Below are 26,847 nucleotides of genomic sequence, written 5' to 3' on the forward strand. Positions count from 1 at the left end.
ACCTCTCACTGAGGTCCGTACTTGCGGCCTGTCTTGGAGGTGACCCCTCCGAGCAGGCCGCGCGGCGTCACCTTCACCAGCCCCATCAACGCCTTGTACCGGGGGTCGGGGATCGAGAGCGACTTCCCGCGCGCCAGGTCCGCCAGCGCCGTCGCCACCAGCTTGTCGGCGTCGAGCCACATCCAGCCCGGGATGTTGCCGGTGCCCATCCCGGCCCGCTGATGGAACTCCGTCCGTACGAAGCCGGGGCAGAGCGCCATCATCCGCACCCCCGAACCGGCCAGGTCCTTCGCCGCGCCCTGGGTGAACTGCACGACCCACGCCTTGGACGCCCCGTACGTACCGCGCGGCACGAACGCGGCCACGGAGGCCACGTTCACGATGCCGCCCCTGCCCCGCTCCTTCATGCCGGCCGCGGCCGCCGAGGTCAGCCGCAGGACCGCCTCGCAGTGCACCTTCAGCATCGCCAGTTCGTCGGCCATGGGGACGTCGAGAAAATGCCCCTTGTTGCCGAACCCGGCGTTGTTGACCAGCAGATCGACCGACTGCTTACGGTCGGCCAGCCTGCTCTCGACCGCTGCGATCCCGCCGTCCGCGGACAGGTCCGCCGTCAGCACCTCGGCCTCGATGCCGTGCCGGTCGTGCAGTTCGGTGGCCTGTTCCCGCAGCCGGTCGGTGTCGCGGGCCACCAGCACGAGGTTGTGCCCCTCGGCCGCGAGCCGCCGCGCGAAGGCGGCGCCGATGCCCGCGGTCGCGCCCGTAATCAGTGCAGTCGTCATACGCGGCACGTTAGTGCCCCGCGTGGGCCTTCGGACGACCCGCCCGCTGCCCCGGCTCCACCACCACGAACTGCCCCATCATTCCGTGGTCCTCATGGGCCAGCAGATGGCAGTGGTACATGTACGGAGTGTCCGGTTCGGCGGGCCCGTCGAACCGGAGCGCGATCTTCATCGTGGTGCCCACCGGGATCGCGACGGTGTCCTTCCGGCCCCGCAGAGCGGGCTCCGGCTCCCGCCCGTTCACCTCCAGCACCCTGAACTGCACGTCGTGGACATGGAAGTTGTGCGTCATGTCGCCGCCGTTGCGGAGCGTCCACGTCCCCGTCGTGCCCCGTACCACCGTCTCGTCGATCCGGTCCATGGCCATCGGCGTTCCGTTGATGCCCGACTTGCGCAGCTCGAAGAAGCGCCCGTGCACCGCGTCCGTGCCGTCGGGCAGCTCCAGTTCGCCCAGCTTCGCGGGAAGCGCGGGCGACGGGCGCAGCCGGTGCGCCGCGCGCAGTTCCAGTACGTCGAAGGAGTCGTCTCCCCCGTCGAACCGCTTCTCCCAGCCGTTGCCGCTGCGCCACGGGTAGCTGCGCAGCACGGTCCGCTCGTCCGGCCGCATCCGGACGACGACCTCGGCGCGCTCGCCGGGGGAGAGCTGGATCCGGTTCATCGCCGCCGGCCTTTCCAACAGTCCGCCGTCGGTCCCGATCAGGTCGAACGCGCGGTCGTCGTCGAAGCCGAAGGTGTAGATGCGGGCGGTGGACGCGTTCAGCAGCCGCAGCCGGACGAGTTCGTCGCCGACCTCCCGGTACGGGTCGAGCGTGCCGTTCACCATCGTCCGCTTGCCGAGGAAACCGGTTTTGGCCAGGAAGGAGTGGCCGTGGTCGAACCGTGCCCCGTCGAAGGTCACGTCCTGCACGATGACCGGAAGGTCGTCCACGCCGTACTTCTTCGGCAGCGCCAGCTGCCGCGAGCGCGCGTCGTCGAGCAGGAACATCCCGGCCAGGCCGCGCTGCACGTGCTGTTCGGTCGCCCCGTGCGGGTGCGGGTGGTACCAGAGCGTGGCGGCCGGCTGATCGACCTTCCAGTGCGGGGCCCACTCGCCGCCCGCCGCCACCATCTGGTGCGGGCCGCCGTCCATCGCGGCGGGCAGGTGCATGCCGTGCCAGTGCACGGTGGAGGCCTCGTCGAGGGCGTTGCGCACCCGCACCTTCACCTGCTCGCCCCGCTCCGCGCGCAGCGTCGGGCCCAGATAGCTGCCGTTGAAGCCCCAGGTGGGCGTCGGCCGGCCGTCCTGGAACTCCGTCTCGCCCGACTGCATCCGCAGATCGAAGACCCTGGTGCCGTCCTTGTCCACGGTGGACTCAGCCAACGGCGGCACGGCCATCCGATGGCTGAACCCGGCCTTCCCCACGGTGCTGACATCGGCCCCGGTCCACAGCCAGGCGAACCCGCCGCCGATCGCCGCCACCAGCACGCCCAGCACCACTGCCGACGTGATGAGCACCCGCCTCAACCGCCGCCGTCCCCTGTTCTTCTCCATGCCCACCAGGGTTTAGCCGGGGACGGGCCCGGCACATGGGGCGGATCCCTGACGGGCCCTGACCGTTTCCCTAGGCGGTCGGAGGATCGTCAGTACGCCGCACGGTCAGGACGCCGTGAGCTTCTCGTCGTACGCACGCGCCTTCCGCAACGCCGAGGGGTGCAGGGCCTCGCCTGCCGCGAGCAGTCGCGGGAGCAGCTCGCGCCGGGTCGTCACGGCGCGGAACTGCAGTTCCACCGTCACCTCGTGGTCCGGCCGGTGGACGATCTCGATGGGGTCGCCGGCCCGGATGCTGCCCGGCGTGATCACCCGGAAGTACGCCCCGGGGGCCGCGGCCTGCGTGAACCGCTTGACCCAGCGCGCCTCGTCGAGGTGGCCCGCGAACGTACGGCACGGAATCCGGCCGGAGGTGACCTCCAGGACCAGTTCGCCGCCGATCCGCCAGCGCTCGCCGATCAGCGCGCCGCTGACCGCGATCCCGCTCGTGGTCAGGTTCTCGCCGAACGAGCCGTTGGCCAGCGGGCGCCCCAGCTCCCGCTCCCAGCCGTCGAGCTCCTCGCGGGCGAAGGCGTAGACGGCCTGGTGCGAGCCCCCGTGGTAGCGCAGGTCGCAGACCGCGTCCCCGGCCACGCCGCTGGCGCCCTCACCCTCGGGACCGGGGTCGCAGACCCGTATCAGCCCCTCGACGGGGCGCTTGTCGATCCCGGTCACGCCGCTCGGGGCGTCGGTGTAGGAAGCCGCCTCGGGACGCCCGGCGTTCACGGTCAGCACATGCATGGAAGTCACCGAAGCCATCGAGGTCGTCGCAGTCATGCCCGAACGCTAGCGAGTCCCGGCCCAAAGGTGCACGCCAATAATTCGCAGGTGGCCCAAGAATCCCTTATATTCGAAGGGTGATCGAAGCCCGTCATCTCCGAGTCCTGCGCGCCGTGGCCGGTACCGGCTCCTTCTCCGCCGCCGCCCGCGAGCTGGGCTGCACCCAGCCCGCCGTGAGTCAGCAGATGAAGGCCCTGGAGTCCTCGGCGGGTACCACGCTGCTCATCCGCACCGGACGCGAGATGCGGCTGACGCAGGCCGGTGAGGCGCTCGTGCGCCACGCCTCGGGCATCCTCGCCGGGCTCACCGCCGCGGAGGAGGAGGTCGCCGCGATCGCCGGGCTGCGGGCGGGCCGGGTCCGGCTGGTCTCCTTCCCCAGCGGCAGCTCCACCCTGGTCCCTGGAGCCCTCGCGGCGCTCCGGGCCGCCCATCCCGGCACCCGGGTCTCCCTCGTCGAGGCCGAGCCGCCCCGCTCGGTGGAGATGCTGCGCGACGGCGACTGCGACATCGCCCTGGCCTTCCGGTACGGCACGCAGGGCGCCGAGTGGGACGACCTGGTGGTGCGGCCCCTGCTCACCGACCGGCTGATCGGGCTGGTCCCCGAGGGCCACGGGCTCGCGGACCGGGACGAGGTGGGCATCGGCGAACTCGCCGGGGAGCCGTGGATCGCCGGCTGCCCGCGCTGCCGCCGGCAGCTGGTGGAGGTCTGCGAGGCGTCCGGCTTCACCCCGCGGATCGACTTCGCCACCGACGACTACCCGGCGGTGATCGGCCTGGTCGGCGCGGGTCTCGGGGTGGCCGTGCTGCCGGCTCTGGCGATCGAGTCGGTACGCCCCAGGGGAGCCAGGACCGTCACGGTGGAGCCGGCCATCGAGCGCGAGATCGTCGCGCTGACCCTGCCCGACCTGGCGCAGGTGCCGGCCGTGGCGGCCACCCTGGACCAGCTGTCGCTTGCGGCCGCCCGCTGAGCGGTCGGCCCCAGGGGCTCCGGCCTTGAGTGAAGAAACGTTTCTGCCCTGATGGGGCGGGCGGGGTCAGCCGTGCCCGGGCGGGGACGAGGGTGCTGCCGCGCTGATCAGCCGGTTGCGGGCCCGTCCCATGAGCTCTTCGCGCTCGTCCTCGGTCAGTCCTCCCCACACCCCGTAGGGCTCGCGTACCGCCAGCGCGTGGGCCGCGCACTCGGCGCGTACCGGGCATCGCATGCAGACCTCTTTCGCGGAGGTCTCGCGGGCGCTCCTGGCGGCTCCGCGTTCCCCCTCGGGGTGGAAGAACAGTGAGCTGTCGACCCCTCGGCAGGCCGCCAGCAGCTGCCAGTCCCACAGATCGGCGTTGGGTCCGGGAAGGCGGGAGAAATCTGCCATTGCTTGTCCCCTCGAAACCATGCTGAGTCGGAAACGTCGTGGTCGTCCGTCGTACCGTGCCCATGACCGTACATCTACGGTGTTAGTAGATGTAAATATGACTGATTGCGAATCTAGTCACAGACACCAGCAAAAGGGAAGAAAACCCGCTAAATGGGGCATAAGTTCACGACAAGTTTCGGTTGACGGCTGGACGACCCGCGGCGCTCTCCTCCGTGCTCGGCCCCTCACGTAGAGTGCCGAACTCGGTTGTCCGACCCGTAACTCTTTCGAGTGACCATCGTTGAGAGTGCGGAGGCGGTTGACAGAGAAAGTGATCGGGCAGATGTCCGAGAGCGTCAACCGCACAGGTGACGACTTGTAACAGCCTGGAGGCACAAGGTGACGCGCATTAGCTGCGGAGGGCGGTCATGACATCCGTTCTCGTCTGCGACGATTCCCCGCTTGCCCGAGAAGCGCTCCGCCGCGCGGTCGCGACCGTGCCCGGCGTCGAGCGTGTGACGACGGCGGCCAACGGGGAGGAAGTCCTCCGCCGCTGGGGTGCCGACCGTTCGGATCTGATTCTGATGGACGTACGCATGCCCGGTCTGGGGGGTGTGGAGACCGTCCGGCGGCTGCTCTCCGCCGACCCCGGGGCGCGGATCATCATGCTGACCGTCGCCGAGGACCTGGACGGGGTCGCTCTCGCGGTCGCCGCCGGGGCCCGCGGGTATCTGCACAAGGACGCCTCCCGGGCGGAGCTCCGGGCGACCGTCACCCAGGCCCTGGCCGATCCGACGTGGCGGCTCGCCCCGCGCCGGCTGCGGTCGGCGGAGATGGGTGCGGCGCCCACGCTCACGGCGCGGGAGATCCAGGTGCTCGAAGGGATGAGCCACGGCCGCTCCAACGCGGAGATCGGCCGTGAGCTGTTCCTCTCCGAGGACACGGTGAAGACGCACGCCAGGCGCCTGTTCAAGAAGCTCGGCGCCTCGGACCGCGCGCACGCGGTGGCGCTCGGTTTCCGCTGGGGGCTGGTCCGCTGAGAGTCGGCCGTGACCGGCCGCCGATCGATTCCCCGTCCGCTCACGGGCGGACGGGGCGACCCCAGGGGTGCGGAGCCGGGTCGTTTCCCCGGATGCGACCCGTCCGCACCCCGCCCGTGCAGCCCGCCGCCCGGCGGCATGTGACGCTTCCCGGCCGATGACGCATCCTTGAGACGTGGAGTTCCTCGGGAACGATTCGGTCGAGCGGAAGGGGAGGGCGCAGGACATGACTTCCGGCGCACCCGCTCATAACGCTTCAGTGCACAACTACGGACGCGGTGCCGCGGATGACGCGGCGCCGGGGCACCATGGTTCGATGCGCGAGGACGGAACGACGGTGATCGGTGCTCTGGTGCATCGCGCCGTCGAGGGCGACGCGCAGGCCACCCATGATCTGCTGGCCCACGTCCACCCCCTCGCGCTGCGCTACTGCAGGTCCCGGCTCAACCGGCTGCCCGGTGATGCCCGTCACTTCGTGGAGGACCTGGCGCAGGAGGTCTGTGTCGCGGTGCTGATGGCGCTGCCGCGCTACAAGGACACCGGCAGGCCCTTCGAAGCCTTCGTCTTCGCCATCGCCGGCCACAAGGTGGCCGACCTCCAGCGGGCGGCGATGCGGCACCCGGGATCGACGGCGGTGCCCTCCGACGAGATGCCGGAGCGGCCGGACGACTCGCTCGGACCCGAGGAGCGGGCGCTGCTCAGCAGCGATGCCGCCTGGGCCAAGAAGCTCCTCGCCAACCTTCCGGAGAACCAGCGCGAGCTGCTGGTCCTGCGGGTCGCCGTCGGGCTCACCGCCGAGGAGACCGGACAGATGCTCGGCATGTCACCGGGTGCCGTCCGGGTCGCCCAGCATCGTGCGCTGAGCCGGCTGCGGGCGCTCGCGGGACAGTGACCACGAGCCCTGCCCGGGCCGTAGAAAGCTACAGAACCTGTTGGTGATCTTGCCCGTGGAATGAGACACCTCCAGAGGCCGTTAGCATGGACATCCGCACCGATCAAGGCCATTTGGGGAAGGTGTCATGACTGCAAACGTCGACGGAGTGCCCGAGAAGTTCGCGACGCTCGGGCTGACATACGACGACGTGCTGCTGCTGCCGGGCGCGTCCGAGGTGCTGCCGAACGCGGTCGACACCTCGACGCTCATCTCGCGGAACGTACGCGTGAACATCCCGCTGCTCTCCGCCGCGATGGACAAGGTGACCGAGGCCCGCATGGCCATCGCCATGGCCCGTCAGGGCGGCGTCGGCGTACTGCACCGCAACCTCTCGGTCGAGGACCAGGTCAACCAGGTCGACCTGGTGAAGCGGTCCGAGTCCGGCATGGTCACCGACCCGATCACGGTCAGCCCGGACGCCACGCTCGGCGAGGCCGACGCGCTCTGTGCCAAGTTCCGCATCAGCGGCGTCCCGGTCACCGACCCGGCGGGCAAGCTGCTCGGCATCGTCACCAACCGTGACATGGCCTTCGAGTCGGACCGCTCGCGCCAGGTGCGCGAGGTCATGACGCCGATGCCGCTGGTCACGGGCCGCGTCGGTATCTCCGGCGTGGACGCCATGGAGCTGCTGCGCCGCCACAAGATCGAGAAGCTGCCGCTGGTCGACGAGGCGGGCATCCTCAAGGGCCTCATCACGGTCAAGGACTTCAAGAAGGCCGAGCAGTACCCGGGTGCGGCCAAGGATGCCGAGGGCCGTCTGCTCGTCGGCGCAGCCGTCGGTGCCAGCCCGGAGGCGCTGGACCGCGCCCAGGCGCTGGCCGGTGCCGGGGTGGACTTCCTGATCGTCGACACCTCGCACGGCCACAACAGCAACGCCCTCAACTGGATGGCGAAGATCAAGTCGGCCGTGAACGTGGACGTCATCGGCGGCAACGTCGCGACCCGCGACGGCGCCCAAGCCCTGATCGACGCCGGCGTGGACGGCGTGAAGGTGGGCGTCGGACCCGGTTCGATCTGCACCACCCGGGTGGTCGCCGGCATCGGCGTCCCGCAGGTCACCGCGATCTACGAGGCCGCGCTGGCCGCCCGTGCCGCGGGCATCCCGGTCATCGGCGACGGCGGCCTCCAGTACTCCGGCGACATCGGCAAGGCGCTCGCCGCCGGCGCCGACAGTGTGATGCTGGGCTCCCTGCTCGCCGGCTGCGAGGAGTCGCCGGGCGAGCTGCTCTTCATCAACGGCAAGCAGTTCAAGTCGTACCGCGGCATGGGTTCGCTGGGCGCGATGCAGTCACGCGGACAGGGCCGCTCCTACTCGAAGGACCGCTACTTCCAGGCCGAGGTGTCCTCCGACGAGAAGCTGATCGCCGAGGGCATCGAGGGCCAGGTGCCCTACCGCGGCCCGCTGGCCAACGTGCTGCACCAGCTCATCGGCGGTCTCCGCCAGACGATGGGGTACGTGGGCGCGGTGTCCATCGACGAGATGGAGAGCAAGGGCCGTTTCGTGCGGATCACCTCCGCGGGTCTCAAGGAGAGCCACCCGCACGACATCCAGATGACGGTCGAAGCACCGAACTACAGCAAGAAGTAACGCGACAGCGCAGGTGAGGGGCGGTCCAGGGTTCCCGGGACCGCCCCTCACCCATGTGTCGGGGATACTGGACACGCAGACGTAGAGGGAAAGGCCACACCATCGTGACTGAGATCGAGATCGGGCGCGGCAAGCGCGGCCGCCGGGCATACGCATTCGACGACATCGCCGTCGTCCCGAGCCGCCGGACCCGCGACCCGAAGGAGGTCTCGATCGCCTGGCAGATCGACGCCTACCGCTTCGAGCTGCCGTTCCTGGCCGCTCCCATGGACTCCGTGGTCTCCCCGCAGCACGCCATCCGCATCGGTGAGCTCGGCGGCCTCGGCGTGCTCAACCTGGAAGGCCTGTGGACCCGGCACGCCGACCCGCAGCCGCTCCTCGACGAGATCGCCGAGATGCCCGTCGAGTCCGCGACCCGCCGGCTCCAGGAGATCTACTCCGCCCCCATCCAGGAGGAGCTGATCGGGCAGCGCATCAAGGAGGTGCGTGACTCCGGTGTCGTCACCGCCGCCGCGCTCTCCCCGCAGCGCACCGCCCAGTTCTCCAAGGCCGTCGTCGACGCGGGCGTGGACATCTTCGTCATCCGCGGTACGACGGTCTCCGCCGAGCACGTCTCGGGTGCGGCCGAGCCGCTCAACCTGAAGCAGTTCATCTACGAGCTGGACGTTCCGGTGATCGTCGGCGGCTGTGCCACGTACACCGCGGCCCTGCACCTCATGCGTACGGGCGCGGCCGGTGTCCTCGTCGGCTTCGGCGGCGGCGCCGCGCACACCACGCGCAACGTCTTCGGCATCCAGGTCCCGATGGCGACCGCGGTCGCGGACGTGGCCGGTGCCCGCCGTGACTACATGGACGAGTCCGGCGGCCGCTACGTGCACGTGATCGCGGACGGCGGGGTCGGCTGGTCCGGCGACATCCCGAAGGCCGTCGCCTGTGGCGCGGACGCCGTGATGATGGGCTCCCCGCTCGCCCGCGCGACGGACGCGCCGGGCCGCGGCCGTCACTGGGGCATGGAGGCCGTCCACGAGGACGTGCCGCGCGGCAAGCTGGTCGACCTCGGCTCCGTCGGCACGACGGAGGAGGTCCTCACCGGTCCTTCGCACACGCCCGACGGCTCGATGAACATCTTCGGCGCCCTGCGCCGGGCGATGGCGACGACGGGGTACAGCGACCTCAAGGAGTTCCAGCGCGTCGAGGTGACGGTGGCGGACTCGCAGCACCGCCGCTGAGCGCCAGGAGTATGACGGGAGGGCCCGGACCGCGATCGTGTGATCGCCGTCCGGGCCCTCCCGTGTGTCCTGCGTGCGGGCCGCGACTAGTCGGACGTCTTCTTGGCCGTGGAGAACGCCACCGCGGCGGCGACCAGGAAGAAGATGACGCTGATGAAGTCGGAGTCGGCCTTCCACACCGTGTTCAGGTCGCTGAAGTGCTCCAGGAAGATCTCCGAGACGGAGTACGGGGCCTGCTTGCTGATGATGATCGCCTCACCGAGCAGCTGCCCGCCGTAGACACCGATCAGCGCGAAGAGACCACTGATGACCGGCAGTGCGGGGTTGCGGCCGCCGAGCTTGCCCGCGGCGAAGCCGACGATGGCGCCGACGCCCACGGCCGCGTAGCCGATCTCGTGCTTCGTGGCGCCGATGATCGCACCGTAGATGCCGGCGGCGACGATGGCGGCGACGAACGCCACGAGTATGCCGAGACCCACGTTGTTGCGCGCCGGTGCCACCGGGGCGAACGGCGCGCCGCCGCCGAAGGGGGCGCCGACGGGCTGCTGGCCCGCGAACGGGTTGCCGGTCGGGGCGCCGGGCTGCGGCTGCCCGGGGTGGGCGGCGTACGGGTTGCCCGGCTGCGGCTGACCGGGCTGGGCGTCGTACGGCTGGTTCGGCGGTGGTACGGGCGTGCTCATGGTGGGTTCCCCCTGGGACGGCTGCGCACGAGTGTGCGATGAGTGACGCCGCAGGCTAGCAGCCGGTTCCGACAATGACCCACCGGAATCCTTGGGAGAACTGCGATCAGAGCCGGTGCGCGGCCCCCGCCGGAGTCGCGCCACGGGTGTCGAGGAGGAGCTGCGCCTTCACCGCCAGGCCCTGGAGGTCGTAGGTGCGGTGATGCTGGAGCAGCACCGTCAGATCGGCGCTGGAGGCCGCCTCGTACAGCGAATCGGCACGCGGGACCGGGAGTTCGCGTACGCGCCAGTCCAGGACGTGCGGATCGTGGTAGCCGATCTGGGCCCCCATGTCCATGAGCCGGGTGGCGATCTCGCGGGCGGGGGAGGCCTCCTGGTCGGCGAGGTCGGGCTTGTAGGTGACGCCGAGGAGGAGGATCCGGGCGCCCCGCACGGACTTCCCGTGCTCGTTGAGGAGGGTGGCGCAGCGCTGGATCACGTACTGCGGCATCCGGTCGTTGATCTCCTGGGCGAGCGAGACCATCCGCAGCGGGTGTCCTGGGGTGCGGCTGTTGTACGGGAGGTAGCCCGGGTCGACCGGGGCGCCGTGGCCGCCGACGCCGGGGCCGGGGCGGAAGGGCTGGAAGCCGAAGGGCTTGGTCTCGGCGCACCGGATGACGTCCCACAGGTCGACGCCGAGGTCGTGGCAGAGCACGGCCATCTCGTTGACCAGCGCGATGTTGACGTGTCGGAAGTTGGTCTCCAGGACCTTTGTCATCTCGGCCTCGCGCGGGCCGCGGGCGCGGACGACCTTGTCGGTGAGCCGGCTGTAGAAGGCGGCGGCCGATTCGGTGCAGGCGGGGGTGAGGCCGCCGATGACCTTGGGGGTGTTGGCGTAGACGTGGGCGCGGTTGCCGGGGTCGAGGCGGCTGGGGGAGTGGGCGAGGTGGAAGTCGCGTCCGCCGCGCAGCCCGGAGCCCTCTTCGAGCAGGGGGAGCAGGTAGTTCTCGGTGGTGCCCGGGGGTACGGCCGATTCCAGCAGCACGGTGGTGTGCGGGCGCAGCCGGGCCGCCAGGGCGCGGGCCGCGTCGCCCACGCCGGTGAGGTCGAGGGCGCGGTCGGGGCCCAGGGGGGTGGGCGCGCAGATCACGGCGGTACGGACCCGGCCCAGCTCGGCCTGGTTGGTGGTGGGGCGGAATCCGCCCGAGAGCATCCGGCGGACGTCGGAGGCGGTGAGCGAACCCTCGACGGGGGTACGGCCCGCGGAGAGCTCCGCGAAGGCCCGGGGGTCGGTGTCGTAGCCGATGGTCTGGATACCGGCGGCGACTGCGGCTTGGGCGAGGGGCAGGCCGAGGTGACCGAGTCCGATGACGGCGAGGTCTGCAGGCACGTGGGTGGCCGTCCTTCCCTGAGACCGACCGGCACATGAGGGGTGGCGGTCGGCCTATGACCATGAGGAGAGAAAGCGCAACTGCTGGGGACAGCGCAATGTCAGACTAGGCGTAAATATGACCTATATGTCGCATTGTGGGGCCGTGATCGTCCGGGTGTTGTCCACAGGCGGTGGCTGAAGTCGCCGAGCGCGGACAGAATCGAGAGGTGGGCACGGGCATCCGACCCCGCGGTCGGACCGCATCCCCGTGCCGGACCACCCCGATCTACCGGGAGGCAGCAGTGAGGACAGCGACACTGGGACCTGCGGAGCGCGCTCAGGCGCTCGCCGCGATGGCCGAGCGCGAACTGGACGTGCTGGTCGTGGGGGCGGGCGTGGTCGGCGCCGGGACGGCGCTGGACGCGGTGACGAGAGGGCTCTCGACCGGCCTGGTCGAGGCGCGCGACTGGGCGTCCGGCACGTCGAGCCGGTCGAGCAAGCTGATCCATGGCGGGCTGCGCTATCTGGAGATGCTCGACTTCGCGCTCGTCCGCGAGGCACTGAAGGAGCGCGGGCTGCTGCTGGAGCGGCTCGCCCCGCACCTGGTGAAGCCGGTGCCGTTCCTCTACCCGTTGCAGCACAAGGGCTGGGAGCGGCTGTACGCCGGTTCGGGCGTCGCGCTGTACGACGCGATGTCGGTGTCGTCCGGGCACGGCAGGGGGTTGCCCACACACCGGCACCTCTCCCGCCGCCACGCCCTGCGGGTCGCGCCCGCGCTGAAGAAGGACGCCCTGGTGGGGGCCCTGCAGTACTACGACGCCCAGATGGACGATGCCCGCTATGTCGCCACGCTGGTGCGCACCGCCGCCGGGTACGGCGCGCAGGTGGCGAACCACGCACGGGTGACCGGCTTCCTCCGGGAGGGCGAGCGCGTCGTCGGCGCCCGGGTGGAGGACGTCGAGGGGGGCGGCGAGTACGAGGTCAGGGCCAAACAGGTGGTCAATGCCACGGGAGTCTGGACGGATGACACCCAGGCGCTGATCGGCGAGCGCGGCCAGTTCCACGTACGGGCCTCCAAGGGCATCCACCTGGTCGTCCCGAAGGACCGCATCCACTCCTCCACGGGCCTGATCCTGCGGACGGAGAAGTCCGTGCTCTTCGTCATCCCGTGGGGACGGCACTGGATCGTCGGGACGACGGACACGGACTGGGACCTGGACAAGGCGCACCCTGCCGCGTCCAGTGCGGACATCGACTATCTGCTCGAACACGTCAACTCGGTCCTGTCCACCCCGCTGACCAGGGACGACGTCCAGGGCGTCTACGCGGGGCTGCGCCCGCTGCTGGCCGGTGAGTCGGACGCGACCAGCAAGCTGTCGCGCGAGCACACGGTGGCGCACCCGGTGCCGGGCCTCGTCGTCGTCGCGGGCGGGAAGTACACGACGTACCGGGTGATGGCCAAGGACGCCGTCGACGAGGCGGTGCACGGCCTCGACCAGCGCGTCGCGGAGTGCGTCACGGAGGACATCCCGCTGCTGGGCGCCGAGGGCTACCGGGCCCTGTGGAACGCACGGGCCAGGATCGCCGCCCGGACCGGCCTCCACGTCGCCCGGGTGGAGCATCTGCTGAACCGGTACGGCTCCATGACCGAGGAGATCCTGGAGCTGATCGTCGCCGACCCGGTACTGGGCGAACCACTGCCGGCAGCCGACGACTACCTGAAGGCCGAGATCGTGTACGCGGCCTCGCACGAGGGGGCCCGCCATCTCGACGACGTACTGACCCGGCGCACCCGGATCTCCATCGAGACCTTCGACCGGGGCACACGCTCCGCACGGCTGTGCGCGGAGCTGATGGCGCAGGTCCTCGGCTGGGACAAGGGCAGGATCGAGCGCGAGGTCGCGTACTACGAGAAGCGGGTGGAGGCGGAACGGGAGTCGCAGCGTCAGCCCGACGACCTGACGGCGGACGCGGCACGGCTGGGAGCGCCGGACATCGTGCCGATCTAGGGGCGTGCGGAAATCGCAGAGGGGGGGCGTCCAACTGCCCTCCGTCGTGCGACAGGCCGGCGGATCGCCCCGGGAATACAGCGGTTCGGAACGTCGCTGTGCACGACGAGCCGTGGTAGGCAGGGGGATGCCCGCGTGAGATGTGGTTCGCTGGGCAGGGGTTCGCAGGGGTTCGCGTGCGTGGCGCGGCAGCGGTCCGCCCGGTACGGGCAGGCCGCGAATCCCTTCCGCCGGCCCTGTCATGACGGTCCCCGGACCCGGCACCAGGACCGGTCCCGGGGTGAGGGACAATGAACGCTCTGCCAGGGCGGGTTGATCGCAGAGGGGACGCATGTCGGAGGCGGAGCAGGCACGGGAGCCCCAACGGGACAAGGACGGACGTCTTCTCGCGGGGCGGTACCGGCTCGGAGAGGTGCTCGGCCGGGGTGGAATGGGCACGGTCCACCGAGCCGTCGACGAGACGCTGGGCCGCACGGTCGCGGTCAAGGAACTGCGGTTCCCCTCGGCCATCGACGACGACGAGAAGCGCCGGCTCATCACGCGCACACTGCGCGAGGCGAAGGCGATCGCCCGGATCCGCAACAACGGCGCGGTCACCGTCTACGACGTGGTCGACGAGGACGACCGGCCGTGGATCGTCATGGAACTCATCGAGGGCAAGTCGCTGGCCGAGGCGGTGCGCGAGGACGGCGTCCTGACGCCGAAGCGGGCGGCCGAGGTCGGCCTCGCCATCCTCGACGTGCTGCGCTCGGCGCACCGCGAGGGCATCCTGCACCGCGACGTGAAGCCGTCCAACGTGCTCATCGCCGAGGACGGCCGGGTCGTGCTGACGGACTTCGGCATCGCCCAGGTCGAGGGCGACCCGTCGGTCACCTCCACCGGCATGCTCGTCGGGGCTCCCTCGTACATCTCGCCGGAGCGGGCCCGTGGGCACAAGCCCGGCCCGCCCGCCGACCTGTGGTCGCTCGGCGGACTGCTGTACGCGAGCGTCGAGGGCTGCCCGCCGTACGACAAGGGGTCCGCGATCGCGACCCTGACCGCTGTGATGACCGAGCCGCTGGACCCGCCGAAGAACGCGGGACCGCTGGAGGAGGTCATCTACGGGCTGCTGGCCCGGGACCCCGAGCAGCGGCTCGACGACGCGGGCGCGCGCGCCCTGCTCAACGACGTGATCGACGCCCCGGAGCAGCCGAAGGTCCCGGTGCCGCCGCCGGCCGACGCCACCCAGGTGATGGCGCTCCCCAAGAACGTGGCCGACGCCCCGCCCAAGGCGGCGCAGAAGTCCGGTGAGACGGGTGAGGGAGCCAGGGACCGGCTGCGCGGGGCACTGCGCTCCGCACGGAACGCGAAGGCGGCACCCGTCGCGGCCGCCGGTGCCGGCGCCGTGGCCTCCGTTCCGGCCCGGCCGGCCACGGCCCCCGTGACCGCCACGGCCTCCCCCTCGGGGGCCGTACCGCCGCCGCGTCCGGCCACCTCGCCGGTCACCCCGCCCCGCGCGTCCCTCACGGACGTGGTGCCGCGCCGCACGCTGGCGATCATCGCGGCCGTCATCGTGCTCGCCGTGCTCGGCACGGTCCTCGCGCTCACGCTCGGCGGGGACGACAAGGGCTCCGACAACGCCGGCAAGGCCAAGGGCGGTGCGTCCGCCTCGGCCGGATCCTCCGCGGGCAGCGGCTCCGGCGGATCGGCCGGCACGGAACAGGGCAGCGGCAAGGAGCAGGACAAGGGCACGGACGACGGCGGGAAGAGCGGCACTCAGGGTACGGACGACGACCCGGGCACGGGATCGGACGGCTCGAAGGGTGACGAGGCCGGTGACGCCGTGCCCGCCGGGTTCCGGCTGGTGGAGAACAAGAAGTACCACTTCTCCATGGCGATGCCCGAGGACTTCCGCTTCGACCAGACGGCGGGCGCCAACTCCGGTGCCATCTACAACGCCGGCGGCGGCTTCCCCCGGATTCAGGTCGACTACACCGGCTCGCCCGGCGGCGACGCCGCCGCTGCGTGGAACGCCGCCAGGGCCGCTGTCGCGGGCACCAGCAACAACTACCACCACGTCGGCATAAACAAGGTGCAGTACAACGGCTACCCGACCGTCGCCGACTGGCAGTTCGAGCGTACGCAGCAGGGACAGCGGGTCCGGGTGCTCAACCGGGGATTCAAGGTCGACGTCGGTCATGGGTACGCGATCATGATCAGTTGCAAGGCCGGTGAGTGGGACAGCGCGGAGTGCCGGACCATGCGCAAGACGGCGTTCGACACGTTCAAGCCGCTCGACTGAGGGAAGCCGTGCGGCCGGGTTGCGCCGACCCTGCCGCGCGGTCGCCTCTTGCCACGTATTGTGAGAGCTCGAAGACCGTGCGCAGCCGAAGCCGCAAGTCAATTGCACAGTAAGTGACCGCAATTGACGGTTTCGTGCGGTCTACGTGACCGGGGGACAGCGCGCTCTGGGGAGGCGTCGTGGACGACTATGCGGGTCGGGTACTTGCCGACCGCTACCGCCTTCCGCTGCCTCCGTCCGACGAGTACGAACTGGTCGAGACCCGGGCGTTCGACACGTACAGCGGCCAGGAGGTACTGGTCCGTCAGGTGCCGTTGCCCGAGGTCGTGGACGCCGAGGTGCTCGACGCGGACGGGCTGCCCACGGCGGCGCGGCGCGCCGGCGGGCGCACGGTGCGGCGGTCCAGCGATCCGGCGGTGCGGCGCGCCATCGAGGCCGCCCAGGCGGCGGCCCAGGTGCCCGACCACCCACGCCTGGACCAGGTCTTCGACGTGTTCGCCGAGGCGGGTTCGCTCTGGATAGTGAGCGAACTGGTCGCGGCCCGGCCGCTGGCGGCCCTTCTTGCGGAGCGCCCGCTCAATCCGTACCGGGCCGCCGAGATCGGCTCCGACGTCCTGACCGCGCTGCGCGTCCTGCACGCGCACGGCTGGACCCACCGCAACATCACCGTGCGCACGGTGCTCATCTGCGACGACGGACGCGTCGTGCTGACCGGCCTGGCGGCCGGGGCGGCCGAGGAGGCGCTCTGTGGATACGTACCGGTGCCGCGTGCCGACGACGACGGCGACGGTGAGGGCGGCTACGGCGGCCCCGCGGTCGAGTCGGGCGGCACCGATCCGTACGGCCCTCCCGCCGTTGAGTCCGAGCCCGACGATCCGTACGGCCCGCCCGCCGTCGAGCCCGGGCGCGACGATCCGTACGGCCCGCCCGCCGTGCCCGGTTCCCGTGGGCCCGCGGCCATCGAGGCGGGGGCCGGGGACGGTCCCGCGCAGCCCTACGGAGCCGACGAGCCGGCATCCGTGCGGCAGCCGTCGCTCACGCCGCCCGCCACCGTGCCCGTCCCCGCCTCCGAGGCCGCAGGCAGCGCTCAGGCGCGGGCCGCGCGGGCGGGTGCCATCGCCGCGTACCGTGCGGGCGCCCGCGCTGCCGCCCGCCTCGGCGAGGAGCGCCGGGCCGCTTCGGGCGAGGCCCAGGACACCGGCACCCTTCCGGTCCAGCGCCCCGCCCACCCGCACCAGCCTCTCAGCCGCCCCGGCGCCCCGGACGCGTACGACGAGGACCTGTACGACGACGAGGATCCGTACGACGACGAGGGTGACGACGGCCCGCCGCCCCGGCGGCTCCATCTGACCGGTTCCTGGGACGACGGCCCCGGCCGTGGGCGCCCGGTGCCCGCCGGGGGCTCCAACGAGGACGCCCTGCGCGCCGACTCCCGGCGCCTCGGCGCCACCCCGGACGTCCACCCGCGGCTGCCGGCCACCACCAGGGAGGCCTCCCCGGGCCGCTGGGACGAGATCGTCGCCGGAAGCCGTGACACGTCCGCCTACCGCGGCCCCGCCACCACCCTCGCCGCCGAGCGCGCCCGGCAGGCCCGGATCGCCGTCGTCGGCGCGGTCACCGAGCGCTGGGCGCCCGAGCAGGCAGGACCGGTCCACGAGAACTGGCAGCTGGCACCGCCCATCGGCCCGTCCACCGACCTCTGGGCGCTGGGCGCGCTGCTCTACCGCGCCGTACAGGGCCACGCCCCGTACCCGGAGGAGAACGCCGCCGAGCTCGTCCAGATGGTCTGCGGTGAGCCGCCCGCCTTCGCCGAGGAGTGCGGCGCGCTGCGGCCCGTAGTCGAGTCGCTGCTGCGCCAGGACCCCTCCGAGCGACCGGACTTCGAGGAACTGCGCGGCTGGCTGCGCTCCCTCGTGCGGTCGGCGCCCGAGCCGGAGGCCGGTCTCGACGTCGTGACGCTGCCCTCCGCCGACGCCACCCGGCTGCCCGTCGTCCGCCGCCGTGGTGAACTCGTCCGCAAGCGCCGCGGCCGCCGGGGCGGGGCCGCGCACGGCCGGCACCGCCACACCAAGGAACGGCTGGAACCCGCGGAGCGGCCCACGCTCCAGCCGCACGAGCCCAGGGTGCCCAGGCCGCCCCGTGAGCCCAAGGGCCCCAAGGCGCTGCGCACCCCGCCCCGCCCGCAGCAGGGCGGGGAACGCGCACCGCGCAGGCTGGGCCGGCTGCTGCTCGTCCTGGTCCTGCTGCTCCTGGTCGCGGCGGTCGCGTACGCGGTGATGTTCATGCCCAAGTCCGGTACGGAGTCCGGGACAGGCGCCACGCCCTCCCGCACCGCGTCCGGAGCGCCGGAGCCGGGCGGCCAGGACTCCGGGGAGCCGTCCCCCTCGGGCTCCTCCGGCGCGCAGCAGCCGCAGACCAGCCGTTCCGCCGTCGCACTCGCACCCGGCTACGCCCTGCGCAAGGACGCCGAGGGCTTCGAGGTCGGGGCGCCCAAGGGCTGGCAGCGCAGCCCCGCCAACGCGGACCGTCAGATCCGTTACGGCAGCGACGGCTTCAGCCTCCTCGTCGTCCCGGGACGCGACACGGTGAAGGAGAACGGCGGCGACCCGCTCGACTACCAGCGGAACAAGGAGCCGGAGTTGAAGCAGTTCCGCGACTCCAGCTGGGCGTCGGCGAGCGGGCTGCGCCGGATCGACGTCGGCCGGCAGGCCATGGCGGAGGGCCAGTTCACCTGGCAGGAGGCCGGCGGCCGCGAGGTCTACGTGCGCAACCTCGTGATGATCGTCAAGGGTCGCTACCACATTCTCCAGGTCGTCGGCCCGGAGGACCAGCGCGACAAGGTGACCGAGATCTACCAACAGGCCACCGCCTCCTACCGTGTGACGTAGTGAAGTGCGGCGGTTGCACAGGGGCGCGGTCCGGGAGCGACAAGCATCACAGTGCGATCTCGTGAGCGGTGCGAGGTTCCGTGGCCGTACTTCCCCTCCGTAACCTGTCATCCGAAGGAACGGGGCGGGGACACGTGGATCGATCACAGGGCACGGAAGCGGGACTGCTGCTGGCCGGGAGGTACCGGCTCGGCGAAGTCCTGGGACGCGGCGGCATGGGCAAGGTCTGGCGCGCCCACGACGAGGTGCTGCACCGCACCGTCGCGGTCAAGGAGCTGACCGCCGGGCTGTACGTGGCCGAGGCCGACCGGATCGTGCTGCACGCGCGTACCCAGAAGGAGGCCCGCGCCGCCGCCCGCATCACGCACCCCGCCGTGGTCACCGTCCATGACGTGATCGAGTACGACCACCGGCCGTGGATCGTCATGCAGTACGTCGACGGCCCGTCACTTGCCGACCAGGCCAAGGAATCCGGCGAGATCGACCCGCGCGAGGCCGCCAGGATCGGACTCCACGTGCTGGGCGCCCTGCGCGCCGCGCACAGTGCCGGGGTGCTGCACCGCGATGTGAAGCCGGGCAACGTCCTGCTCGCCCGGGACGGCCGGGTGCTGCTCACCGACTTCGGGATCGCGGCGATAGAAGGCGACTCGACCATCACCAGGACCGGTGAACTGGTCGGCTCCATCGACTACCTGGCACCGGAACGGGTCCGCGGCGGCGACCCGGGCCCCGCATCCGACCTGTGGTCGCTGGGCGCCACGCTGTACACCGCGGTCGAGGGACGCTCGCCGTTCCGCCGCACCTCGCCGATCTCCACGATGCAGGCCGTCGTCACCGAGGAACCGCCGCTGCCTGCCCGGGCCGGGGCGCTCGCCCACGTCATCACGGCGCTGCTCCGCAAGGAACCCGAGGAGCGGCCCTCGGCCGCTGAGGCCGAGCGGATGCTGCTGGAGGCCATGGAGGGGCGGGAGCCCCGGTCGGCCCAGGCATACGTCCCCACCCAGCGGGTCCCCGAGGAGGCCCTGCACGCGATGGGCGCCGACGGCGCCTCCGGTGGCGGGATACCGAACGGCGGCACGGCCCGGCTGCCCTACCCCGGGCCCCTCCCCGCCCCCGGCTCCGCGCCGGTGGCCCGGCGCAGCCGCTGGCGCACCACGGTCGTGGTCATCGCGCTGGCGGCCCTGGTGGGCGGCGGCGCGGGCATCGCCGCGATGATGTACGCGAACCGTACGGACGAGGGCAGCGGCGGCAAGGCATCGCACGGCACCCGGTCGCCGGGCCCGGTCACCCCCAGTACCAAGCCGACGCCCACGCCCACTCCCACCACCGAGTCGGACCCGGCGAAGGAGGGCGTACCGGACGGCTGGCGGCGGGTGCAGGACCCCGCCGGGTTCAGCATCCTCATGCCGATCGGATGGGAGCGCCGGGTGGAGGGCACCAACATCGACTACACCCCGGACGACGGCGTGCACTACCTCCGCGTCAGCGTGGACCCGGCGCCCGACTTCGAGGACTCGTACACGCACATGCAGAACCTGGAGACGAGCCTGAGCAAGCGGCTGCCGGAGTACCGGAGCGTGGAGATGAACTCCAACGTCTACCGGGACTGCCCCGGATCCATCTGGGAGTTCACCTGGACCGAGAAGGACGGCTCCCAGCGGCACGCCATCGACCAGATGTACTACGCGCAGGAGGGCGGCCCGGAGTACGCGCTGTACATGACGGGGCCGGAGGCCGACTGGGACATCACCCGGGACCGGTTCGCCACGATGCTGCGCAGCTGGCGCGCGCCGGCCGATTCCGACTGAGAGGGTCCGGCTCCGGCGGGGCCTTCCCGGCCGGTGATACCGAGGGAGATACCACCTGATCAGCGGTTATGCCGCCAGTGATCACTGGCTCGATCGGTGGGCGGTCGTCGAGGGGTGTTGTGGGGAGTGTGAAAAGCTGTTACCCACGGGTACCCAAAGCATCCGGCTCGACGTACTCTCGCCCTCATGACGGACTCGCAGGCCTCCACGCCCACCTCCGCCGCGGTTGCCGGCACCAACCCGGTGGCCGTCGCGCCCGCGGGCGTGCGCACGGCCGCCGATGTCGTGACGCCCGAGGTGATCGCCCAGCTGACCCGCGGCGTCGTCGGCTCCGGCCGTACGGCCAACCACACCCCCTTCACCGGCGAGAAGCTGGCCGACCTGCCCGAGTCCACCCCCGAGGACGTGGCCACCGCCTTCGAGCGTGCCCGCGCCGCCCAGCCCGCCTGGGCCGCGATGCCCGTGCGCGCCAGGGCCGCCGTGCTGCTGCGCTTCCACGACCTCGTCCTCGACCGCCAGTCGGAGGTCCTCGACCTCATCCAGCTGGAGACCGGCAAGGCCCGGCTGCACGCCCACGAGGAGGTGCTGGCCGTCTCCGTCGCCGCCCGGCACTACGGCCGCAGGGCGAGCGCCTATCTGAAGCCGAAGCGGCACACCGGAGTCGTACCGACCCTCACCAAGGTCACCGAGCTGCGCCAGCCGCGCGGCGTCATCGGCCAGATCGCACCGTGGAACTACCCCCTCGAACTCTCCGTCGGCGACGCGCTGCCCGCCTTCGTCGCCGGCAACGCCGTCGTGATGAAGCCCGACACGGAGACCGCGCTGACCGCGCTGTGGGCCCGTGACCTGCTCATCGAGGCCGGGCTTCCGGCCGAGGTGTTCCAGGTCGTCCTCGGTGACGGCCCCGTCGTCGGCCCCGAGGTCGTCAAGCACGCCGACTACGTCTCGTTCACCGGCTCCACCCGCACCGGCCGCGAGGTCGCCCAGGGCGCCGCGGCCCGGCTCGTCGGCGTCTCGCTGGAGCTCGGCGGCAAGAACGCCATGCTCGTCCTGAAGGACGCCGACGTGGAGAAGGCCGCCGCCGGCGCCGTCCGCGCCTGCTTCTCCTCCGCCGGCCAGCTCTGCATCTCCATCGAGCGGCTGTACGTCCACGAGTCCGTCGCCGACGACTTCGTGGCCCGGTTCGCCGCCCGTACGAAGGCGATGCGGCTCGGCAACTCCCTCGCGTACGGCGCCGACATGGGCTCGCTCGTCGGCGAGCGCCAGCTGGAGACCGTCAGCCGGCACGTCGCCGAGGCCGTCGAGAAGGGCGCCAAGCTCGTCGCGGGCGGTGTCGCCCGCCCCGACATCGGCCCGCTGTTCTACGAGCCGACCATCCTCGACGGCGTCGAGGCCCCGATGGCCGTCTGCACCGAGGAGACCTTCGGACCGGTCGTGTCCGTCTACCGCTTCAGCGACGAGGACGAAGTCGTCGCCCTGGCCAACGCCACCCCGTACGGCCTCAACTCGAGCGTCTGGACCAAGGACGGCAGGCGCGGCCACCAGGTCGCCGCCCGGCTGCGGACCGGCACGGTCAACATCAACGAGGGGTACGCCCCCGCGTACGGCAGCGTGCAGTCCCCGATGGGCGGCATGAAGGACTCCGGCCTCGGCCGCCGTCACGGCTCCGAGGGCATCCTCAAGTACACCGAGGCCCAGACGGTCGCCCAGCAGCGGCTGATCCCGCTGGCCCCGTCCTTCGGAATGGACGACGCGAAGTACGCGGCGTTCATGAGCACCAGTCTCAAGGCGATGAAGGCCTTCCGCCTGCGCTGAGCCCAGCACCACCGCAGCATTCCTGTCCTTTTCGTACCGAGGAGAGCCATGTCCCAGGACAGCCCTGCCCAGAATCAGGCCGGACCGGCCGGCTCGGCCGACGACGACGCCGCGTACGACTACGACGTCCTGATCGTCGGTTCGGGCTTCGGTGGCGCGGTGTCGGCGCTGCGGCTTTCCGAGAAGGGATACCGGGTCGGCGTCCTGGAAGCGGGCCGCCGCTTCACCCCCGGCACGCTGCCCAAGAACTCCTGGGACCTGAAGAACTACCTCTGGGCCCCCGCCCTCGGCCTCTTCGGCATCCAGCGCGTGCACCTGCTCGGCAGCGTGATGGTGCTGGCCGGCGCCGGTGTCGGCGGCGGCTCGCTCAACTACGCCAACACGCTGTACGTGCCCCCGGCACCGTTCTTCGAGGACCGGCAGTGGGCGCACATCACCGACTGGCAGGACGAGCTGAAGCCGTACTACGACCAGGCCACGCGGATGCTCGGGGTCCGGCTCAACCCGACGATGACACCCTCGGACGTCCACCTGAAGGCGACCGCCGAGGCCATGGGTGTCGGCGACACCTTCCACCTCGCCCCGGTCGGCGTCTTCTTCGGCGACGGCAAGGACGCCGACGGCACGGCGAAGGCGAAGCCCGGCGGCACCGTCGCCGACCCGTACTTCGGCGGCGCGGGACCGGCCCGCAAGGCCTGCACCGAATGCGGCGAGTGCATGACCGGCTGCCGGCACGGTGCGAAGAACACCCTCAACGAGAACTACCTCCACCTCGCGGAGAAGGCCGGGGCGGTCATCCACCCGATGACGTCCGTCGTCGCGATCAGGGACGACCCCGAGGGCGGCTACCACGTCTCCACCGTCCCGACCGACCGGCGCAGGAAGGCGAAGCCCACCCTGCTGCGCGCACGCAAGGTGGTCGTGGCGGCGGGCACGTACGGCACCCAGACCCTGCTGCACACCATGAAGGACCAGGGACTGCTGCCCCTGATCTCGGCCCGCCTCGGCGAGCTGACCCGGACCAACTCCGAAGGCCTCGTCGGCGCGCAGACCTCCGACCGCCGCTACCGCAAGAAGCACGGCACCAAGGCCGACTTCACCAAGGGCGTCGCCATCACCTCGTCGATCCACCCCGACGAGAGCACCCACATCGAACCGGTCCGCTACGGCAAGGGATCGAACGCGATGGGCGGCCTGACCATCCTCCAGGTCCCCTACAGCACCCATCGGGTGCTGGCCTGGCTCGGCAACATCGCCAAGCACCCGACGCTCGCCGTGCGCTCGCTCTCCAACCGGCACTGGTCGGAGCGGACCATCATCGGCCTCGTCATGCAGTCGCTGGACAACTCCCTGACCGCGTACCGCAAGCCCGGCGGTATCGGGAAGGGGCTACTCACCGCCCGTCAGGGCCACGGAGCGCCCAACCCGACGCAGATCGCCGAGGCGACGCAGAGCGCGTCGCTGCTCGCCGACGAGATCAACGGCTTCCCGGGCTCCAACATCGGCGAGCTGATGGGCACCCCGCTCACCGCGCACTTCCTCGGCGGCTGCGCGATCGGCGCGAGTGCCGAGGAGGGCGTCATCGACCCGTACCACCGGCTGTTCGGCCACCCGGGCATCTCGGTCGTCGACGGGTCGGCGGTCTCCGCCAACCTCGGCGTCAACCCGTCGCTGACGATCACCGCGCAGGCGGAGCGGGCCATGTCCTTCTGGCCCAACAAGGGGGAGCAGGACCCGCGCCCGGCACAGGGTGAGGGGTACGAACGGCTGGCGGCGGTCGAGCCCCAGGCGCCGGCCGTCCCGAAGGAGGCGTTCGGCGCGCTCAGGCTGCCGTTCCTGGGGATGCCGGCGGTGCCGCCGAAGAAGGCCACGAAGAGGGAGTAGGGGGCGGATCCGGACAGCAGAAGGGGCTGCACCCCCCTCCGAGTGCAGCCCCTCACGCTCTACCGGTGAAGCCGAGTTACGGATGTGACCGGTGGTTCCGCATGCATGACCTGCAAGGTGCCTTGATGGTTGTCCCCGGATTCACATATTCCTTATGTGACGCCCCTCACATGCGACCCGGAGCCTGTCCCTGACGTGCTCAATCCGTGACCTGGACCCGCGCAACTGTTCGTATGGTCCCGGGGTCGAACTCGTGTCGCTGCCACGGCAGCCGCGCAGTTCCCACCGACCCCCCCCAGAAGGTCCCGCGATGAGAAGCACGACTCCGAGAGCCGCTCTGCGCCGCGCCGTGGGCACTCTCGCCGCCGCCGGTCTGCTGGCCGCCGGATCGCTCGCATTGAGCGTCCCGGCCCGCGCCGCCGGTCCGGTCATGGGCTTCGGTGGCCCGGCCGAGACCGCGCTGTATCCGTACCCGTACCCGGCGAGCGGCGGCCCGCGGCAGGCCTCCGTCGCGATCACCGTCGACAACCCGTCCCGGGACGAGGAGCACGGCCGCTTCGAGGGCGAGTACACCGTGACCTTCGACCTCGGCGGGATCGCGGGCGTCGCCGATGCCGCCTTCGCCACGGAGGGCGGGGCGGACTGCGAGATCACCGGCACGACCGGCGTCTGCCGCGGTGCGGGCCTCTCGCCCGGGACGAACCCGCTGCCCGAACTCCGCGTCGGCGCCGCCGCGGGCAGCGAGGACGGGGACTCCGGCACGATCCGGATCACCGGTACGGCGGACGGCGCGGCGTTCACCCCGTTCACCACCAGGATCGCGATCGGCGGCCCCGACCTGGTGATGGAGCGGGCCCCGCTGGAGCAGGAGCTCGTACCCGGCCGGGCCCAGCCGTTCCCGCTCGCCTTCGCCAACCACGGCACCCGCGCAGCCGACGGTGTCGTGCTCACGCTGATGTACACGCGCGGCATCGAGTTCACCGAGCGGTACGAGAACTGCGTGTACAGCGAGGGCGACGCCGGCCAGGGCGTCCCCGTGTGGACCACCGCGCTCTGCTCCGTCGAGGGCAGCTACGAGGCGGGGGCCGTCTACGAGCCGGCCGAGCCCCTGATGCTCAGGGCCACGCAGCGCGCCTACCGCGACACCCTGGTCTACCGCATCAACGAGGCCGGGCCGGCGGTACGCGGCACCGAGGGGGCGCCCGGAACGCGGTCCACCCCGGGCAGCAGGGGGAACGTGCTCACGCTCAAGGAGACCCCCGCCGTCCGCTCCGGTGATCTCAACCCCGGGGACAACCAGCAGGAGATCGACTTCCGCACCGCGAACACCGCCGACTTCGCCGCGTACGGGGACACGGCATCCGGCCCCCCGGGCAGCACGGTCGGCGCCGACATCGGCTTCCGTAACGAAGGACCGGCCTGGATCGGCAACCTCCGCTCGGGCGAGCCCGTCGCCACGGTCGACTTCACCGTCCCCGAGGGCGCCTCGGCCACCGCATGGCCCGGCAGGTGCCGGGGTGTGACGGCCGACGGGCAGTACCGCGAGGAGCAGGCGGGCGCACCCCGCTATGTGTGCGACACGTCGATGGCCGTCCGCGAGGACGCCGACGTCGCACTGCACTTCGACCTGGAGATCGTCGAGGCCGTGACGGGGGCCTCCGGGGCGGTCGAGGTGCGGAACGCGCGGTCGCGGGACCCGCTGCTGCCGTTCGACCCGGACCGGGGCAACAACACCGCCGCCCTCGTTCTGAACCCGGCCGGCACCGGGGACTCCGGTGCCACCGCCTCGGGCTCCACGGCGGGCTCGTCCACCGGCAGCGGCTCGGCGGGCGGCAGCGGCTCGGCGGGCGGCTCCACGGACGGTGGTGCCGCGTCGGGCGGCTCCGGCTCCACGGGCGCCACCGGCCCGACGGGCCCGCAGCACGGCACCGGCGGCCGTCTCGCCGCCACCGGGACCGGCGCCCGGACCGCCGCGGGTGCCGCGGCGGCCGCGCTGCTGGCGGGCGGTGTGCTGTACGTGACGGCCAGGCGGCGACTCGGTCACTGAGGGCGCTGCCGCCACCGGTGTACCGGTGTCACTGAGGTCACGGACCGGGAACGCACAAGGGCCCGTGGACCGGAAGTCCGGTCCACGGGCCCTTGGACACGGCAGGCTTCAGGCGTCCCCGAAGCCTGCCGCTTTCTGAGGTGACCGGGCTGCTGTCCCCTGCCGACCGGTCACGCACGCCGGTGCGCGGTCCCACGGCGTACGTGCAGTACGCCACACGCCCCGGCGGAGCCACGCGTGGTTTCTTCTTACCGAAGCCGCCCCTGGCTGGCGCGGACACCGGGACCAACGAAGCCGCGTGGGGCCCGGTCACGCGCCGTACGGGTGAGAGTCCGCCCGAACTGGGATACGCCCGTACAGCCCTGCCGGCCCTTGGGGCGCCTGACCTGCGGCGTGTCACACACGGCCGCGGCACAGCTCCAGCAGTGTCATCGCGAGGGAGGTGCCGGGCTTGCCCAGCGCGTCCCGGTACTGGCCGAGGATCTCCATCTCGCGGGAGAGGCTGACCCGGCGGCCCCCCGAGGTGATCCGGGCCTCCTGGATGACCGTGGAGACGGCCATCCGTTCCTGGACGAGGCCGATGATCCGGTCGTCGAGGGCGTCGATGCGCGTCCGGGCGTCCGCGATCAGGGACGCTGCCTCGTCGGTGTGCGCGCCGGTCACCTCGGCGGCGGTCCTGGCGGGGGCGGTCCTGGCGGTTGCGGTGCTGCTCATGGCGGGTCTCCCGGTGGGGTGCGGCTCCCCGGGGCCGACCGGGCCCGGAACGCCAGAGCGCCCCGGGCCTGTCGGCCCGGGGCGCCTGGAACGTTGCTTGTCAGTTGCTC

At 71.6% G+C, this 26,847-nt stretch carries 19 protein-coding genes; 12 read left to right on the forward strand and 7 right to left on the reverse strand.

Features of this window, described 5'->3' with window-relative positions:
• Positions 1-5: 5 nt before the first annotated feature.
• From ACIBJG_RS13825 to ACIBJG_RS13835, 3 genes are all read right to left on the reverse strand, one after another.
• Positions 6-779: an SDR family NAD(P)-dependent oxidoreductase gene (locus tag ACIBJG_RS13825; protein WP_399307699.1), complete on the reverse strand. Its 774-nt coding sequence runs from the start codon at positions 777-779 to the stop codon at positions 6-8.
• 10 nt (positions 780-789) lie between these two features.
• Complete coding sequence (locus ACIBJG_RS13830; protein WP_399307700.1) at positions 790-2,310, reverse strand: multicopper oxidase family protein; 1,521 nt, start codon at positions 2,308-2,310, stop codon at positions 790-792.
• Positions 2,311-2,415: 105 nt separating this feature from the next.
• The gene (locus tag ACIBJG_RS13835; protein WP_399307956.1) at positions 2,416-3,087 is read right to left on the reverse strand and encodes an MOSC domain-containing protein; all 672 of its coding nucleotides are present in this window, start codon (positions 3,085-3,087) and stop codon (positions 2,416-2,418) included.
• A gap of 116 nt (positions 3,088-3,203) precedes the next feature.
• Between ACIBJG_RS13835 and ACIBJG_RS13840 the strand changes: the two genes are divergently transcribed.
• On the forward strand, positions 3,204-4,094 hold the full coding sequence (locus ACIBJG_RS13840; RefSeq protein WP_359078427.1) for a LysR family transcriptional regulator: 891 nt from the start codon (positions 3,204-3,206) through the stop codon (positions 4,092-4,094).
• 66 nt (positions 4,095-4,160) lie between these two features.
• Here the strand turns inward: ACIBJG_RS13840 and ACIBJG_RS13845 are convergent, their stop codons facing one another.
• Positions 4,161-4,487 carry a WhiB family transcriptional regulator gene (locus tag ACIBJG_RS13845; RefSeq protein WP_018550557.1) on the reverse strand — a complete coding sequence of 109 codons (327 nt, stop codon included), beginning with the start codon at positions 4,485-4,487 and terminating at the stop codon, positions 4,161-4,163.
• 410 nt (positions 4,488-4,897) lie between these two features.
• On the opposite strand from ACIBJG_RS13845, the gene ACIBJG_RS13850 reads away from it, so the two are divergent.
• From ACIBJG_RS13850 to ACIBJG_RS13865, 4 genes are all read left to right on the forward strand, one after another.
• Entirely contained in the window at positions 4,898-5,509 is a 612-nt protein-coding gene (locus tag ACIBJG_RS13850; RefSeq protein WP_003948568.1) for a response regulator transcription factor, read from the forward strand.
• A gap of 316 nt (positions 5,510-5,825) precedes the next feature.
• Complete coding sequence (locus ACIBJG_RS13855; RefSeq protein WP_399307701.1) at positions 5,826-6,401, forward strand: sigma-70 family RNA polymerase sigma factor; 576 nt, start codon at positions 5,826-5,828, stop codon at positions 6,399-6,401.
• A 127-nt stretch (positions 6,402-6,528) separates the two neighbouring features.
• Positions 6,529-8,031, forward strand: coding sequence for an IMP dehydrogenase (gene guaB, locus ACIBJG_RS13860; protein WP_399307702.1), 1,503 nt, complete (start codon positions 6,529-6,531; stop codon positions 8,029-8,031).
• A gap of 104 nt (positions 8,032-8,135) precedes the next feature.
• Entirely contained in the window at positions 8,136-9,260 is a 1,125-nt protein-coding gene (locus tag ACIBJG_RS13865; RefSeq protein WP_173315126.1) for a GuaB3 family IMP dehydrogenase-related protein, read from the forward strand.
• A gap of 86 nt (positions 9,261-9,346) precedes the next feature.
• Here ACIBJG_RS13865 and ACIBJG_RS13870 read toward each other — a convergent pair whose 3' ends face one another.
• Both ACIBJG_RS13870 and ACIBJG_RS13875 read right to left on the reverse strand, forming a co-directional pair.
• Positions 9,347-9,940, reverse strand: coding sequence for a hypothetical protein (locus ACIBJG_RS13870; RefSeq protein WP_399307703.1), 594 nt, complete (start codon positions 9,938-9,940; stop codon positions 9,347-9,349).
• Positions 9,941-10,046: 106 nt separating this feature from the next.
• Positions 10,047-11,309 (reverse strand): nucleotide sugar dehydrogenase, encoded by a 1,263-nt coding sequence (locus ACIBJG_RS13875; RefSeq protein ID WP_399307704.1) that lies wholly within the window; start codon positions 11,307-11,309, stop codon positions 10,047-10,049.
• 284 nt (positions 11,310-11,593) lie between these two features.
• On the opposite strand from ACIBJG_RS13875, the gene ACIBJG_RS13880 reads away from it, so the two are divergent.
• The 7 genes from ACIBJG_RS13880 (at position 11,594) to ACIBJG_RS13910 (ending at position 26,023) form a co-directional block, all read left to right on the forward strand.
• Positions 11,594-13,300: a glycerol-3-phosphate dehydrogenase/oxidase gene (locus tag ACIBJG_RS13880; protein ID WP_399307705.1), complete on the forward strand. Its 1,707-nt coding sequence runs from the start codon at positions 11,594-11,596 to the stop codon at positions 13,298-13,300.
• A gap of 331 nt (positions 13,301-13,631) precedes the next feature.
• Positions 13,632-15,581 (forward strand): protein kinase, encoded by a 1,950-nt coding sequence (locus tag ACIBJG_RS13885; RefSeq protein WP_399307706.1) that lies wholly within the window; start codon positions 13,632-13,634, stop codon positions 15,579-15,581.
• Between the two features lie 179 nt (positions 15,582-15,760).
• Positions 15,761-18,469 carry a protein kinase gene (locus ACIBJG_RS13890; protein ID WP_399307707.1) on the forward strand — a complete coding sequence of 903 codons (2,709 nt, stop codon included), beginning with the start codon at positions 15,761-15,763 and terminating at the stop codon, positions 18,467-18,469.
• Between the two features lie 134 nt (positions 18,470-18,603).
• A complete protein-coding gene (locus ACIBJG_RS13895) occupies positions 18,604-20,277 on the forward strand; it encodes a serine/threonine-protein kinase (protein ID WP_399307708.1) in 1,674 nt (557 codons plus the stop codon).
• Between the two features lie 186 nt (positions 20,278-20,463).
• Complete coding sequence (locus ACIBJG_RS13900) at positions 20,464-22,092, forward strand: succinic semialdehyde dehydrogenase (protein WP_399307709.1); 1,629 nt, start codon at positions 20,464-20,466, stop codon at positions 22,090-22,092.
• Positions 22,093-22,140: 48 nt separating this feature from the next.
• Complete coding sequence (locus ACIBJG_RS13905; RefSeq protein ID WP_399307710.1) at positions 22,141-23,976, forward strand: GMC oxidoreductase; 1,836 nt, start codon at positions 22,141-22,143, stop codon at positions 23,974-23,976.
• A gap of 310 nt (positions 23,977-24,286) precedes the next feature.
• Positions 24,287-26,023: a peptidase gene (locus ACIBJG_RS13910; RefSeq protein ID WP_399307711.1), complete on the forward strand. Its 1,737-nt coding sequence runs from the start codon at positions 24,287-24,289 to the stop codon at positions 26,021-26,023.
• A gap of 396 nt (positions 26,024-26,419) precedes the next feature.
• Here the strand turns inward: ACIBJG_RS13910 and ACIBJG_RS13915 are convergent, their stop codons facing one another.
• Complete coding sequence (locus ACIBJG_RS13915) at positions 26,420-26,737, reverse strand: chorismate mutase (protein WP_399307712.1); 318 nt, start codon at positions 26,735-26,737, stop codon at positions 26,420-26,422.
• Positions 26,738-26,847: the final 110 nt, after the last annotated feature.

This window comes from Streptomyces sp. NPDC050422, from assembly GCF_044458665.1.
GTDB lineage: Bacteria > Actinomycetota > Actinomycetes > Streptomycetales > Streptomycetaceae > Streptomyces.

Bases quoted from the DNA above. Each gene is read 5' to 3' on its own strand.
- guaB (WP_399307702.1), top strand. From the start codon at position 6,529: ATGACTGCAAACGTCGACGGAGTGCCCGAGAAGTTCGCGACGCTCGGG.
- ACIBJG_RS13885 (WP_399307706.1), top strand. From the start codon at position 13,632: ATGTCGGAGGCGGAGCAGGCACGGGAGCCCCAACGGGACAAGGACGGA.
- ACIBJG_RS13835 (WP_399307956.1), bottom strand. From the start codon at position 3,087: ATGCATGTGCTGACCGTGAACGCCGGGCGTCCCGAGGCGGCTTCCTAC.
- ACIBJG_RS13845 (WP_018550557.1), bottom strand. From the start codon at position 4,487: ATGGCAGATTTCTCCCGCCTTCCCGGACCCAACGCCGATCTGTGGGAC.
- ACIBJG_RS13900 (WP_399307709.1), top strand. From the start codon at position 20,464: ATGACGGACTCGCAGGCCTCCACGCCCACCTCCGCCGCGGTTGCCGGC.
- ACIBJG_RS13850 (WP_003948568.1), top strand. From the start codon at position 4,898: ATGACATCCGTTCTCGTCTGCGACGATTCCCCGCTTGCCCGAGAAGCG.
- ACIBJG_RS13915 (WP_399307712.1), bottom strand. From the start codon at position 26,737: ATGAGCAGCACCGCAACCGCCAGGACCGCCCCCGCCAGGACCGCCGCC.
- ACIBJG_RS13870 (WP_399307703.1), bottom strand. From the start codon at position 9,940: ATGAGCACGCCCGTACCACCGCCGAACCAGCCGTACGACGCCCAGCCC.
- ACIBJG_RS13830 (WP_399307700.1), bottom strand. From the start codon at position 2,310: ATGGAGAAGAACAGGGGACGGCGGCGGTTGAGGCGGGTGCTCATCACG.
- ACIBJG_RS13905 (WP_399307710.1), top strand. From the start codon at position 22,141: ATGTCCCAGGACAGCCCTGCCCAGAATCAGGCCGGACCGGCCGGCTCG.
- ACIBJG_RS13910 (WP_399307711.1), top strand. From the start codon at position 24,287: ATGAGAAGCACGACTCCGAGAGCCGCTCTGCGCCGCGCCGTGGGCACT.
- ACIBJG_RS13855 (WP_399307701.1), top strand. From the start codon at position 5,826: ATGCGCGAGGACGGAACGACGGTGATCGGTGCTCTGGTGCATCGCGCC.
- ACIBJG_RS13825 (WP_399307699.1), bottom strand. From the start codon at position 779: ATGACGACTGCACTGATTACGGGCGCGACCGCGGGCATCGGCGCCGCC.